Below are 15733 nucleotides of genomic sequence, written 5' to 3' on the forward strand. Positions count from 1 at the left end.
TGTCGCACGCTGTGTGCGGCGCCTCACCCATGCCGCTCAAGATTTGTTGCTATACTGACCAGCCCGTATTTTGTTTGGTCTGTATGAGACGATTCATCGTCATCTGTCTGATCCTGCTGCTCCCTTTACAGGTATTTGCCGACGTTGCCGAAGAGTATCCGCCCGCCTATGCCGTGGCGTCGGAAACGCAGGGCCTCGACATTTCCTGCCCGTTTTCCTCAACACTCGCGTTCTCGTCATGCCAGGCAGATAGCGGCAAGATGCTGCCCGGTCATCTTGATTTTGCCGACATCCTGATTCCTGCCCCGGCACTGGCGATGACTCGCCATCATGACCGCACACGCTCATGTCTTTTCGCATCCTTCATCGATAGCAACACGGCTCCGCCCACACGGCCGCCACCATTTGGCGTCGCCCGTACCAGCACCGCGAGCAGGCTGGCACACGCCATGCGTGCATGAACAAGCCTGCAGTTATACATATTGCACCCCACCGTCGCACCACGTGATGACGGCGTCCCCATTCTGATGACAAGGTACTGACACCATGGAATTGCTCTCCGACCCGGCGGTATGGCTAGGTTTTCTGACACTGGTCCTGCTCGAAATCGTTCTCGGCATCGACAATCTGATTTTTATCGCCATCCTCGCCGACAAACTCCCCCCAGAGCAGCGCGACCGCGCACGCATCATCGGCCTTTCGCTCGCCCTGCTGATGCGTCTCGGCCTGCTGACGATCGTTTCATGGCTGGTAACGCTGACGACGCCGCTGTTTTCGATCGGACCATTTCCGTTTTCGGGACGCGACATCATCCTGTTCCTCGGCGGTATCTTCCTGCTGTTCAAATCAACCACAGAGTTGCATGAACGCCTGGAAGGCAAGACGCTCGCTCACACGCAAAACAAGGCATATGCCAGCTTTGGTGTCGTCGTGGCGCAGATCGTGGTGCTCGATGCCGTGTTTTCGCTCGACGCCGTCATCACGGCCGTCGGCATGGTGGAACATCTGGAAGTCATGATGGCTGCGGTCGTGGTTTCCATCATGATCATGATGTGGGCATCCAAACCGCTAACGCGTTTCGTCAATGCCCACCCGACCGTGGTGGTGTTGTGTCTGAGCTTCCTGCTGATGATTGGCTTGAGCCTGGTTTCCGAAAGTCTCGGCTTCGAGATTCCAAAAGGCTATCTGTATGGCGCCATCGGCTTCTCGATCATGATCGAGTTCTTTAATCAGTTGGCACGTCGCAATCTGCTCAAGATCGAATCGGCGATCCCGTTGCGTGACCGTACTGCGGACGCTGTTCTACGCCTGCTGGGCGGCAAGCAGCGACATGGCCAGGCGGAAGAACAGGAGCAACTGGAACTGCCACTCGAACAGCATGGCTTTGGCGTCGAGGAGCGCAACATGGTCAGCGGTGTGCTGTCGCTGGGCGAGCGAACGATTCGCTCGATCATGACCACGCGTTCGGATATCTCCTGGGTCAACCTTGATGACGACCCCGACAAGATCATCCTGCAACTACGCGAGACCCCGCACAGCCTGATGCCGGTCTGCCGCACCGAACTCGACAATGTGATCGGCCTCGCGCGCACCAAGGATCTGATCGGTGATCTGGCCGCCACCGGCACCATCAATGAAGAAACCAGCTTGCGCCAACCGATCATCCTGCCGCACTCCGCCGGCGTGCTGATCGCGATGGACATTCTCAAGCGCTCGCCAGGTCAGCTGGTGCTGGCAGTGGACGAATTCGGCAGCATCCACGGCTTGTTGACGCCAATCGATATTCTCGAAGCCATCGCGGGCGAATTTCCCGATGAAGACGAGCAACTGACGGTGCAACAGGAAGGCGAGGACTGCTGGCGTGTCGATGGCGCAGCCGATCTTCACTATCTGGAACAAGTGCTGGAAACCCATGCACTGGTCAGCGAAGATGCCGAATACACGTCGATCGCCGGCTTGCTGCTGGATCGCTTCGCCACGTTCCCTGAAGTTGGCGCCGCCCTGGAACTAGACGGTTGGCGCTATGAAGTGGCGGCAATCGACGGACGCCGTATCGCCACCGTGTTGATCAATCGCGTCAAGCCAGAAGAGAGGCAAGATACGGAGGAATGAGGTAACAAAAGAGGCAAAAGCTTCCAGCCGACATGCATTTGAGGGGAACATTTTCCAGCGCGTGTTGCCTACTTGGCATAACGACATCGTTGCCCGGCAACGATGTTTTTTGCTTTAAAGGAACCTTATGCTCAAGAAACTCGCTGCCATTTTGGCTCTTTCTCCGCTATCACTCTTCATCGCACCATCGGCGCATGCGACTGATCTGTCCATTGTTTGCGACGTCAAACAAACCGCCGATGGCAAGCAACAAGACGCCTTCAAACGACGTTTCGACATTGATTTCGAACCACGCTATTTCCGCTCGGCCGTCGATACCGGCAAGGGCTTCCGTGGCAAGGAAGAAGGCTTTCCCGTAGACATCAACGCCATGCGCATCGTCTTTGTCGACGATGGCAACATCAGCCAGTATTACGACCGCGATACGCATGAATACGTCTATCAGGACGTCAATGCCAATGTCGAAGCCAAGGGAAAATGTCGGGAACAGGCCAAGGGAGATAAATGATCTCGGTCACATCGCGTTATCTCGGGGCGATGACACAACGGCGTCTCCGTACTATGCGCAGAACCTGCCGCATATCTGCATAGCCAACAGAACCGGTGGGCTGTCTGCCCAAGAACAAGCACATCAATCAAACTAGGATGGAGTCAGCGTTGCATTGTCTTTGATGCCAATTCATAACGAAGCCGCGCACAATACCGCCAGATTTCCTGCGTCACCCCAAATCCCCATCTTTATGGGATGGTGCACCCATCTGCATGCGTCCATACTGTGCTTGCTTCTTTTCTCAGACTCGTTTGAGCTCAAGCCTTCCTTTCCGGAAGGCTTTTTTTTGCAAGTTGCAGATGAAGCGTCAAAATCAAACCACATCTGACACGCTCTTTCTGTCATTTCATATCTACCAAGACGCTGAAACATTACAAAACAATCTAATTAAATTCAGACGTGATTTGGCAAAAAACCAAGAAATGGGCGGGATTTTTTAACTACATTTTCACTTTTTAAAGCGTGTTTTTTCACAGTGAAAACTGCCATTTTTTACCCATCGAAAAATGCAAGAAAAATCAGAAAATCTACGGGAAAACAATTAACAAGATAAGTAATAACACTTATACGTGTACGTGATAGTACGCATTGTTCGCATACGGGGAAGTACCTAATCTCTCACACAATCTTAACGCCGACTGTAACGCGTTGAAGTGTGGCTTTTGTTTTTCAATCCATCTTCGACTGTTCAATCTTCGTTAAGGGCTGCCGGTTCTACCGGCAACCAGGTTTCTTCCATCGGCAGCCGTGATATGCACCAATGAGGTCACGGCGATGTCAGGATCACCCGTCCAGACAGCAGTCTGCTTACCCAAGCAACGCAGGAACCGAAAACATCTGTCCATGATCCCGACCGGATTAGTGGCAGAGGGCGGAACGGCAATCGACCGGTCCAGCAGTTTTGGCCGCCTTTCAATATTTTGCGGACGTCTTCGCACTTACTTGCAGATGAACCTCAATTTATTGGTGTGGTTGCACGACGCACCGGATATAAAAACCGAGGAAACAAATGAGAAACACACAATTTAAAGGAGTTCGCCATGGCTGGTGATTTCGGTGGAGCAGTAAAAGCAGACCTGAACGTATCGGAAGGTACACGTTGGCTGCAAATCATTGTCGGTATCGTCTGTATGGTCGCGACCGCCAATATTCAATACGCATGGACGCTGTTCGTTCCTGAAATTCAAGGTACGTTCGGTTGGGCACGTGCTGAAATTCAGATCGCTTTCACGATCTTCGTTCTGGTTCAAACCTGGCTGGCACCGATTGAAGGTTATTTCATCGATAAATTCGGTCCCCGTATGATGGTCGCCTTCGGCGCACTGATGATCGCTGCAGCATGGGTTCTGAACTCGAAAGCAACGACCCTGATGGGCTTCTATGTTGGCGCAGCAGTTGGTGGCGTTGGCGTTGGCTCGATCTACGCAACGTGTATCAACAACGCGTTGAAATGGTTCCCTGATCGTCGTGGTCTGGCTGTTGGTCTGACTGCTGGTGGTTACGGTATGGGTTCGGCTGCAACGATTCTGCCAATCGCTTCGATGATCAAGTCGCAAGGCTTCCAGGAAACCTTCTTCTTCTTCGGTTTGTTGCAAGGTGGTCTGGCGTTCATCGCTGCATGGTTCCTGCGTTCGCCAAAGTCTGACGAAGTCAAGGTATCGACCAAGCTCGAGCAATCGCGTCGTGATTACACCCTGAAAGAAGCACTGAACACCAAACTGTTCTGGCTCATGTTCACCATGTTCATCATGGTCGTGACCGGCGGCATGATGGCGGTTGCTCAGCTCGGCGTGATCGCACAAGATTTGGGCGTCAAAGAGTTCGAAGTCAATATGTACTTCTTCACGATGGCTGCGCTGCCACTGGCACTGATGCTTGACCGTATCATGAACGGTATCTCCCGTCCGCTGTTCGGCTGGATCTCGGACAACATCGGTCGTGAAAAAACCATGGTCATCGCGTTCACGCTGGAAGGCTTCGGCATTATCGCTCTCGGCTACTGGGGTCACAATCCTTGGGCATTCCTGATCCTGTCGGGCGTTGTGTTCCTGGCTTGGGGTGAAGTCTACTCGCTGTTCTCGGCACTGGCAGGCGATGCCTTCGGTACCAAGCACATCGGCAAGATCTACGGCGTGCTGTACTGCGCTAAAGGTATTGGCGCCCTGTTCGTCCCAGTTGGTAACCTGATGATGGAAGCAACCGGCACCTGGTCGACCGTTCTCTACACCGTTGCATGCATGGACTTGACCGCAGCCGTTCTGGCAGTTGTCGCTCTGCGTCCAACGCTGGCCAAGCACGTCGCCTACTCGGCAGAACTGCAACGCAAGGAACGCGCCGCTGCTGGCAATGCTGTTGGCGCCAACGCCTAAGCATGACTTGATGTAAGTTGTTCGTCGCATTCGGCGGGCTTCCTCGGAAGCCCGCTTTTTTATTGCGTGAAGAAATTGTTAAAATAGCGAGCGCGCACGTAGTGCCTCACACATACTGGAAGGTTTTTATGATCAAGTTTTTCCGTGAACTCTTTGCTGATCAGGAACGCGTCTCGCGTCTGTGCATGAATCTGGCCATCATCTTTGGACTGAGCAGCGTCGCTGTCCTGATTGGCGGATTCATTTTCATCTGATGTCCGCTGGGCGCGGATCGCAATTTTGCACCGCAAGCCTGCAACACGCTTTAACAATCACACGCCATCTATCTGATAGCAGCAAGATCGCGATTCACCTCATGTCGCGGCTCAACGCCATCGATACATCGTTCAGGGATCACTACCGATTGCCCCTTGCGACACACGACCGGCACATCGCCCTGAAGCAAGCGCTCGCCCGTTTCATCTCGTTGAGATACGCTCAGCTGCAGTAGTCGCCAGCATCGGAAAACCGCATAATGGCGAACGCCTGTGCGCCATCGATAGCTGCATTACTGGAATTCTGTCTCCACAACGCTCACCGGATGGCGATGGGAACAGTGCACCTCACTGACTCCGCCAATCGCTGCCTCGTCCGAAATTCACAATGCCTCTTCCCCTTTCCCCGCTTCTGCGCCTAGCGATTTGCATGGCAGGATTCATGGCTGTTACTGCCTGCACGACTGCAGATCCGACAGCAAGACGCATGACGGCAGAAAGAATGGCAAGCGACGCGGGCTGGCAACGTACGATCATTGCAACCGAGACGTTCAACATCGCCGCTTTTAGGCCAACGAATCTGCCGCATGCCACTACCTTGAAAATCTACATCGAAGGTGATGGCCTGGCATGGCTAGACAGCAGCACGCCCTCCGCCGATCCGACGCCGCGTACGCCACTCGCGCTGAAACTGGCGCTACGCGACCCCGAACGGAATGCCGTGTATCTGGCTCGCCCCTGCCAGTTTTTGCAGGATGATCAACGACGTAATTGCCAGCAGCGCTACTGGACTAGCCATCGCTTTGCACCGGAAGTCATTGCGGCCAGCAATACTGCGATTGATGTACTAAAAACAGAATCAGGCGCCTCGCATCTCATACTGATCGGCTATTCCGGTGGGGGCGCGGTCGCGGCGCTCGTCGCGGCACAGCGGCATGATGTCACGGCCCTCGTCACCATCGCAGGCAATCTCGACCACACTGCGTGGACAAGCGGGCATCACATCTCGCCACTCTCTGGCTCCCTCAATCCCGCCGACGCAACGAGCAGGCTACAACATATACCCCAGCACCATTACGTCGGACAGAACGATACGAATATCAGCGCTGATATCGCGCTTGGCTATGCTGCTCGTTTCAAGGCTCCGACGCCGATCGTCACTGTGTTGCCTGGCTTTACGCACACGTGTTGTTGGGAAGAGATTTGGCCCCGTCTCGTCAAGACCGAATTTGGGCTCACAGGGATAGCACCATAAGGCGTGCGTGCGCATTTCAGCTACTCGCACCTGCGCTACCTGCTTTCCGGAAAGAACTTTCCGCCGACTTCACGCTCTACAAACAGGTTCTCACTTGGTTGGCAAGCCAAGACGTGCAATACAAGAAAAAAGGCACACCCGCGACTTACTGACGAGAACCGTTGTAACATGCAAAACAAATTTATCCTCAAGCCCGCGCCCCACCGAAAATCGTGAAGTGTCGGCATTTACAACGACGAACGATGAGTAACGGCCAGTGAATTTTCCCTTATGGACGCAATTGATCGCCAAGCGCTTCGTCACTTGGCTGCCCTTCAAGGCGATCGCTACCCCCATCGCGTTCTGCATTTTTTTCCCGACCTACTTTTGGGTCATGGAACATCCTGCGCCATTCGCCAATCTCCGCACCATCCCAGCATTAGCAATTGACCAATGGATTCCCGTACAGGAATGGGCATTGATTCCTTACGCCTCTCTCTGGCTATACGTGTGCCTGGCATCTGCCCTAATTCATCAACGACGGGAAATGATCGAGTATATAGTTTCCGCAACTTTCCTCTGCGTGAGCGGCATCGCAATCTTCTGGCTCTTCCCGACCAGCGTGCCCGACTTCGGTATCGATTGGCAGCAACATCCCGCCCTGCATTTCTTGAAAACCCAGGATGGCGGTGCGAACGCACTCCCGTCGCTGCACGTTGCCTTTTCCGTCTTCACGGCTGCATTTCTCGCACCGCAATTACGCGACTGCCAAGCACCGCACGTCATTCGCATTGCCAACTACGTGTGGGCAGCATTGATCGTCTATTCGACCATCGCAACACGCCAACACGTTTTTCTGGATGCACTTGCCGGCATGCTGCTGGGCCTCATCGCGTATTACCCGATACGTAAACTTGGCAGCTTGATCAGCCACCCCACCAAGGACAAGCTAGCCGCCGTTCCATTTTCACCGTCGACCGAGCAACCCTGAGCGCAACGCACGCATTCTGGGGATTCACTTCACACCGTGTTTGCCTTTAAGATGGCACCAACATCAAACGAAATGAGCGCAATATGTTGCTTCCCGATCTCTTCTCAGACATCAGTTGGATGAAACACCTGACTCTCGACGTTGCCATCATCATGGCAATCCTCGCGTCGCTTCTGTGCCTGTTCGTTTATCTGCAATGCTCGGATGACGACAAGAAGTAAGCAAAGCGAATGGGTAAAGAAAAAGGGTTACGTTTTTGCGTAACCTTTTTTCTTTACATGCCAAAACTTTTGTACTTTCTAAACTCGGTATTCATATACCAAACCCAAATGGAGAAGCGCTTTGCCTAACTGGATGCGTACATACGTCCAGAACAAGCGCGCCTAGAAAAACAAAAGGGCTGGATGAAAAATCATCCAGCCCTTCATCACCAACATCAATATTGGTAGGCCTCCCCAGAGTCGAACTGGGCACCAACGGATTATGAGTCCAATTTTTCGCCTGCGACAATCAAGGAGAAACCAATAAAATCAAGCATCTAGCTAACCCTAGTTACTACATTTTACTTCGAATTACTCAACAATTTGCAGCGGTTTTGCAGCATTGCTGCGTCCGGGTAAATCATGGTAGTTGGATTTCCTTATACTGTTTGCAGTCATGTGACTGCGCACTTTACACAGTTATATGGAACAGCTTTTCACTCCTGAAACCCTTGCGATATATCTTGGGCTCTCGCTCCAGACTATTTATAACCGACACAGCACAGGTGGTGACCTTCCCGTGGCCATCAAAATGGGGCGACGTCTGCGCTTTAAACCTGTTGATGTTGAAAACTGGCTAAATCAGCATCAGCATATTCACTCATGCCCTACCGTTTCATCAGAAAAAACACGCCCTGGTAGACCAACCAAATCCGAACAAATTGCTCGTAGGTCTGCTAGGTCTTAGTGGTCGAGACCGTTGGTGTCGCTCTGGCACGTAAATTCCATCCTTATAATTATTCACGCCCGAAACCGATTGTGGTGATGGATTGGTATTCTTTCCGCTCGAACCGCTGTTTCAAAGGTTAAGAGTGCTATCTTTTTAGATAGCTGTGTCGAGAAGTAAATTCATTTGCATCTTGGCACTTCATTTAACTCAGTGGAAGGGCTACGGCTCTTGCTCACAGTCGACTTGGCCCGAGCCTCACTAAACGACATGCCTCCTCTGCGCAGTCCTGGCACCCTCGTTCTTACAAGAATTTGCTATTCGAATCCATGAGCATCTATTTTTCCTATACATCCTTAGGCGTCATTCGACGTCTCTGGATGTGCCAGCTGGATTCCCCCTCACTGCCACAAACTTCAACTACGACAGAAGCCAGTTATATCGATGGGGGGTGGAGTGTGTATGACTTTCAATACAGAACGATTTTTGAAATTGCCCGAGGTTTTGAAAATCCTGCCCGTATCTCGCGCAACTTTTTATGCTGGCATTAAAGATGGGCGATATCCCTCGCCTGTGAAGTTGGGCCCAAGAGCGGTGGCATGGCGGCTTAGCGACATTGACGCTTATATCAACTCCTTAGAAACCAGCTCATCTAATTCTTACTGACCTTGCCGCCCGCAGCGCGAGGTCAAAATCAGAAACTAGGAAATACATTAAAGCTGCATGCGGCACGCCCTTTTAGGAGCGTGCTATGGCTTCGGCCGCACTTCAGAAACACATCGAACAAAACGCGGGGCATTTTATCTATGCCGCCAATCAAAAAAACTATGCGAAACCAATGTTTAAAAAGGAGGCCTTGTCTCAACCGTTCATGCAATTGAATTCAGATTCAAAAATTTCGACGATTATTTTGGACCTTGATTACGCTCATTCAGCTTGTTCATGGGAAGACCATAACTTGCCTCCTCCGACTTTTGTAATCGTCAATCCTGCAAATCAGCACTCTCAAATTGGATATGGCTTGTCCGCCCCCGTTTGCAAGACCGAGTTTGCTCGTCGCAAGCCCCTAGACTATCTGCGAGCAATTCAATGGGCACTTACTAAGAGAGTTAGAGGGGACTTCAATTTCGTTGGCCCTCTTTCTAAAAATCCTCTAAGTGCGGATTGGCACTTATGGGAACCTGCTAACTGTCCTCTATACGAACTAAATTTGCTTGCTGAATATGTGGAGCTTCCTAAAATATTGCCACGGCGTGAGCCGGGCATTGGACGTAACTGCGACCTTTTCGCAGATTTAGCCAGATGGTCTTACCGAGCCATCAGAGATTTTTGGGATAAGAGTTTTGACATATGGGCGGAGGCAGTACTGCTCAAGGCTGAAGACCTAAACACTTTTCCGATTCCTTTAGCCCATGGCGAACTTAAAGGCATTGCACGTAGTGTCGCCAAATACACTTGGCGATACACAACTCGTAGTGGCTGGATTAAGCATCAAACAACATGCGGAAGACTTGGAGGTCTCGCATCAGCTGAGGCTCGCCGTTCTCAATCTGATGCAATGCAATTAGAAGTGCTTGAGTTGATAGAGGAAGGCCGTACGCTGAGTGAGATTGCTTTCAAGCTCGGCGTTAATAAATCAACTGTTTACCGAATGTCTAAGCGCCCTGCATTTGGAGCCCTGACAAGCGAATTGGCAATGCAGGCGGATTGTTGCTCTATTTGATGCGTTCGAGGATGACGCTTCTATCGGCTTTGGACAGACGCGCCCAATACTTGATTACAACCGCCAAGTCATCATCGTCGCAATAGAAGTAGGCCGTTGGTAGACCCAGCACGGAAGCAATATCTTCAACGGTCTTATAGGGTGGCTCATGAACACCGGTTTCATATCGGCTCATGCGGGCACTCGCTGTACCTTCATCGAGTCCAACCATCACGCCTAACCGGTCTTGAGGAATGCCAGCCTCTAGCCTTGCAGCCTTAAGGCGCCGGCCAAATACGGAGGATGGAGAGGAAGTGCTCATCCTTCGATATTCGTAGATGAGGGTTGTCTCGTCTCTACGAAATACGTAGAATTGAGCTGTCTATAGTTCGATGTGAGCGTAAGAAATGAAAAAAACGATGGTTGCGGCGTTGGTAATTTTGACGGGATGTGCAAGTCCAGTTACACCGGAAATGCGTGATAAGGCTGACGAGCGAAAAGGGCAACAACACAGAGTCGAGGTGAATCTGGAACCTTCTGACCATTTCTCTCGCACGTGCGGCAGCTCTAAGCCTTATGAGTCAATCGCTTGTTCGCAGAAAATTCTCGAGCGGAAAATTATTCTAGAAGCTAGGGACAAGTGCGTGTTTTTCGGACCTTATCAAACGCAATGGAAAGTCGAGCAATCAGCCTACCCAAGGACTGTTAGAGGAACGACGACTATTACGTGTATCGGTTCTGCCAGGACCAATCGAAACTAGTCAGGGCTGGCAAACCATGAAGTGGCTGGATGAGCAATATGGGTAACCGCAAAAACGACGAGTGGGCCTGTGTTCAAAGGGCTCCCGAGGAACGTGAGCAAATCATATTGGATTTGATGGCCCCTCTCAAACACTTGAGCAGTGACGACCTCTTTTACTATCGGTGGAAGTTTGAAAACATAACCATCGATACTGAGATGCGAGGAGACGACCTTAAGGTCAAATCGCCTAGGCCGCCAGCAAGCCTATTCGGAAAACAGCCCCGCACAGCTGTTGAAAAAAACATTGCTGAGTGGGTCCTCTACACCTATGACTTCGACACGCTTATCGACGAAAAGAGGGCCGAAGGCCGACAATTGAAATTAGCGCTGCCATCGATACGTTCAGCAAAAAAGTGACTTAGCGTATGCATGAAGCCATATCAGGTAACTAGGCCAAAGCAGGGAGCGCTGCGCAAACCACAGGACGGCAGATGATGGAGGCTTATTTTGGTAGATTGATTTTTCTCGACTTCGATGGATGCTTGCATCCTGATTCAGTCTACATGCATCCCAAGAAGGGCATCTATCTGCGTGAGCCAGGTCACCACCTTTTTGAATGGGAGCCGATTCTGGTGGAATTGCTTTGCGACCATCCAAACGTTGGAATTGTTTTATCAACATCATGGGTAAGTAGAAAGAGTTATAGCTATGCCAAGAGTCAGCTTAGCCCTGAACTTCAGAAACGAATAATAGGTGCGACTTTTCATAATCGACATACCGACAAAGAGCACTTTGCTCAAATCAGCCGAGCAAGCCAAATTTTTTCAGACATATCGCGTCGCGGTATTAAGGAAGATGACTGGATAGCCATCGATGACGATGCGGAGGGATGGCCGTTCATGTATTCGCGCAATCTGATTCGCACTAACGGAGCAACGGGAATCAGTGACCCCGCGGTACAAGAAGAGATTAAGACCTGGCTTGCAAAGTGGGGGAAATCATGATGCGGCGGTGTTACATGGTGTTTTTTGAAGTCTTGACAGACCCGAAACGGTGCCATGATTTATTGACAATCATTGGACTGATTGTTAGCGCTTTAGGAGCGACCGCTGCCCTGGTTGCGACCATTTTTATTTCACACCTCTGACTTAGACCTTGGAGCAGATGAGAATAGATGGGATTGTGACTAACATTGGTCGACTAGTATTCACACCGGCTGGACGCGCTCAGCTGATGCGCATCATCTGCCTATATACCGTTGTAGGTGGGTTTATTGTGTCAGCGGTCTTGATAATTGCAGCATTAAATCGCTGAGTATCTAAATGTCCGCTTTCGACCCAAAGCAGCCCTTCGCTAAGTGCAGCTGACAGTAAGGGGAAATTGCTTCCGAAGTTCAAAGAGTCGCTGACCTCATTTTTGGGGAAGCCCAGCCGGCCAGTGGCAGTAGCGAGCGTGCAAAATACTATATTTACGGTAAGTTTCTATATATATCAATTACACAGTGATTTTTGTTATTGACTTAGGCAATATCAAGTAAATATGATGCGATGCGCAATCTAAATAAAGTTATGTCTCATCACTTGCTGCGCGCATAGATGGCAATTACAATGTTCTTGGACTTGTGGCCGAATATGGTATGGCACTGTGGAGCAATCTGCAGGTTCCCGGTTCGATTCCGGGCAGGTAAAGGGCATTTGAAACGATAGTGTTCTTTACCTGCACGGAACGACATGGACAGAAAGCGGCAACTCGAAGTATTCCAGGGTCAGACTGAGAACCTGCGAGTTCTCGAGCAGGGCTGGAAGCACATAAAGCGAGGAATTCACCGCGACCTCCTAGCGAACAATAAGGCATCGGTTGAGCTCCAGACAAAGGTCTTGGCTCTGACTTATTGTGCTTGGTCCGAAGCGGCATTCTCCAAGCTAATCCACACACCGCATTGCTTTGAACTAGACGAAATTCGTCAAATCAAGGCTGCGGGGGAACGGGGTAGCATTGTTACCGCTTGGGAAAAGTGTGTGGCGCTTGCACTACGAAAGATACAGTCGAAAAACGGCAACTACGTTCCGAACGTAAAACAAGAACTGAACCGGCTTATCAAAACTTACATTGAAACGCCGAGCCAACTTCGTAACAAAGTGGCGCACGGTCAGTGGCAAGTTGCGCTGAACAGTAAGAACACGGCACAGAATCCGGACTTAACCGCTTCGCTTGCAAATCTTGATTTGGTAAAACTCGACCATCTAAAGAAGGGATGTGAAGGTCTTTGCCAAATCGTCGAAGCATTGGTCGAATCTCCTGAAAAAGCATTTCATCGCGACTACTGGTCACTCCTGTGCCAAGTCAGGGAGCAACTGGCCACAGCTTCGCAATTTACGCTTACTCAAAAGCTACAGTTGCTCAGAAAGAAGCGAGGACTTACCGGAGACATAACACTACGCTCAACGGGACACGCGCAAAAAGCCGCGCAGGCAGGTTAGCTCCAAGTTAGAACTAAAAGGAGGTGTCAGCGGAGAATCAAAGCGAAATTGAAGCTCTCGAAGCAGAAATAAAAAAAATGCTCTCCACGCTAAATCCGGATGCAAATCTTCAGTCTGAAGAGGAGCTGGTCGCATCAAACCAGGCGTACCTTCTGAATGACGCGGATAAAGCCTATTCAACTCTCTCGCTACAAAAACCCAATGAACTTGGCAGCTTTCTCTAAGACAATTGGCGAAAACGTGTGTCCGCTACTGGCCGATAGCCGACGGCCGGTATCGACCCAAAGCAGATTTTCGGCCTATGTTGTGGAATTAATGACCTAATAAGAAAGCCAAGTAACGCAGAGGGCTATTTCCACAACGGTGGATTGCCTAGTATAGGGAAATACAATGATTGCAGCGTGAGTGGAGAACTCCGACCGATATCAAGAAGATTAACTTCAAGCAGTAAACCTACCTGCTCTAAATTTCTGAAGCGCCTCTGCTACCGCTTCTTCCGGAAGTCTTCCAATGATATTAACTGGAATCACAATGTCGCATTCCACAGGGTCAGTACCATCGATAGAAAGCTCAACCTTACGGTTGCCTACTACACTGTGAAAGTATCTTGTGTAATCCGCGACATCTTCTTCATCCAATTCTACCCCGCTGAGTAGTCCACCGTCCTCAAGTTGAGTGTGCATGTGACCATTTCGTACATCCATGACAAAAGCTAACGCAAATGACCCCTTTGCAGACATTAAATGGAACCCGAGCCAACCTGGACCATCGGCATGAGGAATCAATGTCATATTTTGAAACTGAGATATAGGGGCATCAGGCCATAACCTAAGCGTAACTTTTGAATTGCTTAACATGCCCCATGAATGAATGCCATCTAATTGGCCCCCTTCCTTTAGCGTTTGTAAGCTTTCTGAAGGTAGAAGGGAATGCCATGGAGTTAAGCGGTCACGAGATTTATAGACTTCCCTCTCATCTGGTACTTTTGCATCTACTTTAACAAAGTAGTTCGCAAGCGCTGCGATGATGTCTAAGTCTTCAGAAATACGTCTTCTGTCTGATGGGATGTCAGGGTCCACAATAATTCCATCGATTCCCGCATGAGCAACAGCGCAACGGCCCGATTCAAAAAGGTGTTTGTTCACATCTATCTTGAGGGCGGTTAATTCTTTGATTCTCGATACTGCACGTTCCTCAGTCAATAAAGCCAGTGTGCGCTCGACCCACTGTACACGTTCTTTGCTCTGAAACTGACTTTCGATAACCTTGAAAAAAGATAAGAAAGAATATGGTTCATGTACTCGCTCCAATCGACGTCCCTCGCGCAAAAATGCTAGCGCTTTGCGGACTTTCTCATCTTCAATAATTGGCATGTAATTGCAGTTGAATCCTGCATTGCTGGCTAGAACAATTGCAACTGAATCGTCTGATGGAGTGGAGTATCGAATCATGTGACTACCCCAGTTTCTGCCAGTGATGTCGACGTATCCTCCTTTGAAATACCCCAATACGGATGTGAAGCGATAAAGACTGGCTAACGCATTATCAAAATCCTCCCTAGAAGAAGGAGTACTAATGCATGGGGCAACTCGATAGCGGCCCTCTAGCTTTGCACCATGCAAAAAGAATTCGACATTTTCATATTCGAGCCATAAATCTTCCTGTGGCCACGGTATTGAGGTAGCAACTCCAACAGTCACCCAGCCAATTCGATTAGAAACTTTCGTAATGGCGTCATTACCGAAGATATGTGGGATATAGGGAATTCTCATTTGACGTCGCAAGAAACCATAGATTTTTTGAGAGTTTTGCACCAGATACGTTAATTCGACAAGGAACATCGAGCATGCGCATGAAGGTTGCCATTAGTTCGCGAGCAATTTTGTCCTAATCGCATCCCAACGCGGCCTCCATTTGAATTCAACGTACAAGGCACGCTTTACTTTCATGAATGTCCGCTTTCGACCCAAAGCGGACATCACTTGGCGTAGATTAAATCCATAAAAAACAAGCTAAAGCAAGCAATGCTCCAGTCGCGCCTAAATAAAGACCAATAGAAGCAGCTCGACCGATAAGAATTAAATTTCTTAGCTGCGTGTCTTTCAACATTTCTTTAGAAATTTCTCCCCATACAAACTGCATCCGTAAAGACGTTCCAATCCCACGGGATGTCATTGAGTACCAAGATTTATCTATAGTGAAATTTCTTTTCTTCAAAACACGGCGAAACAACTTTTCTCTGACTAGCTGTCTCGCGATAATTGAAGTCCCTGATAAGGCTATACATACTAAGAAAATGCCTAGAAATATGTCTTCGATATACATATGCAAAATCCAAATAGCCTAGTTTTTTTGTCGATATCGGAAGGCTA

The 15733-nt window shown here is 49.9% G+C and carries 17 protein-coding genes and 1 tRNA gene; 14 read left to right on the top strand and 4 right to left on the bottom strand.

What is annotated here, in order from left to right; all coding sequences use genetic code 11:
• The first annotated feature begins 83 nt into the window (after nucleotides 1-83).
• From QZ725_RS11715 to QZ725_RS11745, 7 genes are all read left to right on the top strand, one after another.
• On the top strand, nucleotides 84-461 hold the full coding sequence (locus tag QZ725_RS11715; protein WP_293779713.1) for a hypothetical protein: 378 nt from the start codon (nucleotides 84-86) through the stop codon (nucleotides 459-461).
• Between the two features lie 85 nt (nucleotides 462-546).
• Nucleotides 547-2112, top strand: coding sequence for a TerC family protein (locus tag QZ725_RS11720; protein ID WP_293779714.1), 1566 nt, complete (start codon nucleotides 547-549; stop codon nucleotides 2110-2112).
• Nucleotides 2113-2239: 127 nt separating this feature from the next.
• Nucleotides 2240-2620, top strand: coding sequence for a hypothetical protein (locus QZ725_RS11725; protein WP_293779715.1), 381 nt, complete (start codon nucleotides 2240-2242; stop codon nucleotides 2618-2620).
• A 1082-nt stretch (nucleotides 2621-3702) separates the two neighbouring features.
• The gene (gene oxlT / locus QZ725_RS11730; RefSeq protein ID WP_293779717.1) at nucleotides 3703-5031 is read left to right on the top strand and encodes an oxalate/formate MFS antiporter; all 1329 of its coding nucleotides are present in this window, start codon (nucleotides 3703-3705) and stop codon (nucleotides 5029-5031) included.
• 128 nt (nucleotides 5032-5159) lie between these two features.
• Nucleotides 5160-5285, top strand: coding sequence for a hypothetical protein (locus QZ725_RS11735; protein ID WP_293779719.1), 126 nt, complete (start codon nucleotides 5160-5162; stop codon nucleotides 5283-5285).
• 442 nt (nucleotides 5286-5727) lie between these two features.
• Nucleotides 5728-6540: an alpha/beta hydrolase gene (locus tag QZ725_RS11740; RefSeq protein ID WP_293779721.1), complete on the top strand. Its 813-nt coding sequence runs from the start codon at nucleotides 5728-5730 to the stop codon at nucleotides 6538-6540.
• A gap of 256 nt (nucleotides 6541-6796) precedes the next feature.
• Complete coding sequence (locus QZ725_RS11745) at nucleotides 6797-7510, top strand: phosphatase PAP2 family protein (protein ID WP_293779723.1); 714 nt, start codon at nucleotides 6797-6799, stop codon at nucleotides 7508-7510.
• 443 nt (nucleotides 7511-7953) lie between these two features.
• Here QZ725_RS11745 and QZ725_RS11750 read toward each other — a convergent pair.
• Nucleotides 7954-8048 (bottom strand) — tRNA-Ile (locus QZ725_RS11750).
• 146 nt (nucleotides 8049-8194) lie between these two features.
• Between QZ725_RS11750 and QZ725_RS11755 the strand changes: the two genes are divergently transcribed.
• The 3 genes from QZ725_RS11755 to QZ725_RS11765 all read left to right on the top strand — a co-directional run bounded on the left by QZ725_RS11755 (nucleotide 8195) and on the right by QZ725_RS11765 (nucleotide 10160).
• A complete protein-coding gene (locus tag QZ725_RS11755) occupies nucleotides 8195-8458 on the top strand; it encodes a helix-turn-helix domain-containing protein (RefSeq protein WP_293779725.1) in 264 nt (87 codons plus the stop codon).
• A 441-nt stretch (nucleotides 8459-8899) separates the two neighbouring features.
• On the top strand, nucleotides 8900-9103 hold the full coding sequence (locus tag QZ725_RS11760) for an AlpA family transcriptional regulator (RefSeq protein WP_293779727.1): 204 nt from the start codon (nucleotides 8900-8902) through the stop codon (nucleotides 9101-9103).
• An 85-nt stretch (nucleotides 9104-9188) separates the two neighbouring features.
• Nucleotides 9189-10160, top strand: a complete 972-nt coding sequence (locus QZ725_RS11765) for a replication initiation protein (RefSeq protein WP_293779729.1) — start codon at nucleotides 9189-9191, stop codon at nucleotides 10158-10160.
• Here QZ725_RS11765 and QZ725_RS11770 read toward each other — a convergent pair.
• Entirely contained in the window at nucleotides 10153-10461 is a 309-nt protein-coding gene (locus tag QZ725_RS11770; protein WP_293779731.1) for a helix-turn-helix transcriptional regulator, read from the bottom strand. The genes QZ725_RS11765 and QZ725_RS11770 overlap by 8 nt on opposite strands.
• Nucleotides 10462-10938: 477 nt before the next feature.
• On the opposite strand from QZ725_RS11770, the gene QZ725_RS11775 reads away from it, so the two are divergent.
• The 4 genes from QZ725_RS11775 (at nucleotide 10939) to QZ725_RS11790 (ending at nucleotide 13585) form a co-directional block, all read left to right on the top strand.
• Nucleotides 10939-11298 carry a hypothetical protein gene (locus QZ725_RS11775; protein WP_293779733.1) on the top strand — a complete coding sequence of 120 codons (360 nt, stop codon included), beginning with the start codon at nucleotides 10939-10941 and terminating at the stop codon, nucleotides 11296-11298.
• A 77-nt stretch (nucleotides 11299-11375) separates the two neighbouring features.
• Nucleotides 11376-11885: an HAD domain-containing protein gene (locus QZ725_RS11780; protein ID WP_293779735.1), complete on the top strand. Its 510-nt coding sequence runs from the start codon at nucleotides 11376-11378 to the stop codon at nucleotides 11883-11885.
• Between the two features lie 726 nt (nucleotides 11886-12611).
• The gene (locus QZ725_RS11785; RefSeq protein WP_293779737.1) at nucleotides 12612-13361 is read left to right on the top strand and encodes a hypothetical protein; all 750 of its coding nucleotides are present in this window, start codon (nucleotides 12612-12614) and stop codon (nucleotides 13359-13361) included.
• 23 nt (nucleotides 13362-13384) lie between these two features.
• The gene (locus QZ725_RS11790; RefSeq protein WP_293779739.1) at nucleotides 13385-13585 is read left to right on the top strand and encodes a hypothetical protein; all 201 of its coding nucleotides are present in this window, start codon (nucleotides 13385-13387) and stop codon (nucleotides 13583-13585) included.
• A 216-nt stretch (nucleotides 13586-13801) separates the two neighbouring features.
• On the opposite strand, the gene mauJ is transcribed toward QZ725_RS11790, so the two are convergent.
• Entirely contained in the window at nucleotides 13802-15202 is a 1401-nt protein-coding gene (gene mauJ, locus QZ725_RS11795) for a methylamine utilization protein MauJ (RefSeq protein WP_293779741.1), read from the bottom strand.
• A 151-nt stretch (nucleotides 15203-15353) separates the two neighbouring features.
• On the bottom strand, nucleotides 15354-15686 hold the full coding sequence (locus QZ725_RS11800) for a hypothetical protein (protein WP_293779743.1): 333 nt from the start codon (nucleotides 15684-15686) through the stop codon (nucleotides 15354-15356).
• Nucleotides 15687-15733: the final 47 nt, after the last annotated feature.

Source organism: uncultured Oxalicibacterium sp., assembly GCF_913776015.1.
Lineage (GTDB): Bacteria > Pseudomonadota > Gammaproteobacteria > Burkholderiales > Burkholderiaceae_D > Oxalicibacterium.